This is a genomic window from Rhizobacter sp. P5_C2, from assembly GCF_054049715.1.
Genome location: NZ_JBFULV010000270.1, coordinates 1 through 541, shown reverse-complemented (window position 1 = coordinate 541; position 541 = coordinate 1). Strand labels below are relative to the sequence as shown.

Annotated in this window: 1 protein-coding gene and 1 pseudogene; both read left to right on the top strand. The window is 67.3% G+C overall.

Annotated elements, in window-relative coordinates; genetic code table 11:
• Window positions 1-178, top strand: a pseudogene (locus tag ACXJLU_RS33555) (sulfate adenylyltransferase subunit CysD); the annotation flags it as partial.
• Window positions 178-541 (top strand): GTP-binding protein (locus ACXJLU_RS33550; protein WP_457338041.1); only part of this gene is annotated, 364 nt, incomplete at its 3' end. The pseudogene ACXJLU_RS33555 and the gene ACXJLU_RS33550, both read left to right, overlap by 1 nt.

Below are 541 nucleotides of genomic sequence, written 5' to 3'. Positions count from 1 at the left end.
CTTTCGCACGGTCGGTGACATGACCTGCACCTGCCCGGTCGAGAGCCCGGCCGCGAACGCGACCGAGATCGTCGCCGAGACACTGAAGGTGACCGTCAGCGAACGCGGCGCGACCCGCATGGACGACCGCACGTCGGACGCGTCGATGGAACGCCGCAAGAAGGAAGGCTATTTCTGATGAGCACGCCGCAAGTTAAAGATCATCGCGCCCTGCGCTTCCTGACCGCCGGCAGCGTCGACGACGGCAAGAGCACGCTGATCGGCCGGCTGCTGTTCGACAGCCGCGCGATCCTGGCCGACCAGCTCGACACGCTCGAGAAGCGCGCCGCCGGAGCGCCGATCGACCTGTCGCTGCTGACCGACGGCCTGGAGGCCGAGCGCGAACAGGGCATCACGATCGACGTGGCCTACCGCTACTTCGCGACCAAGCAGCGCAAGTTCATCATCGCCGACGCCCCCGGCCATGAGCAGTACACCCGCAACATGGTGACGGCCGCGGCCGGCAGCGATGCGGCCGTGGTGCTGGTCGACATCACCAAGC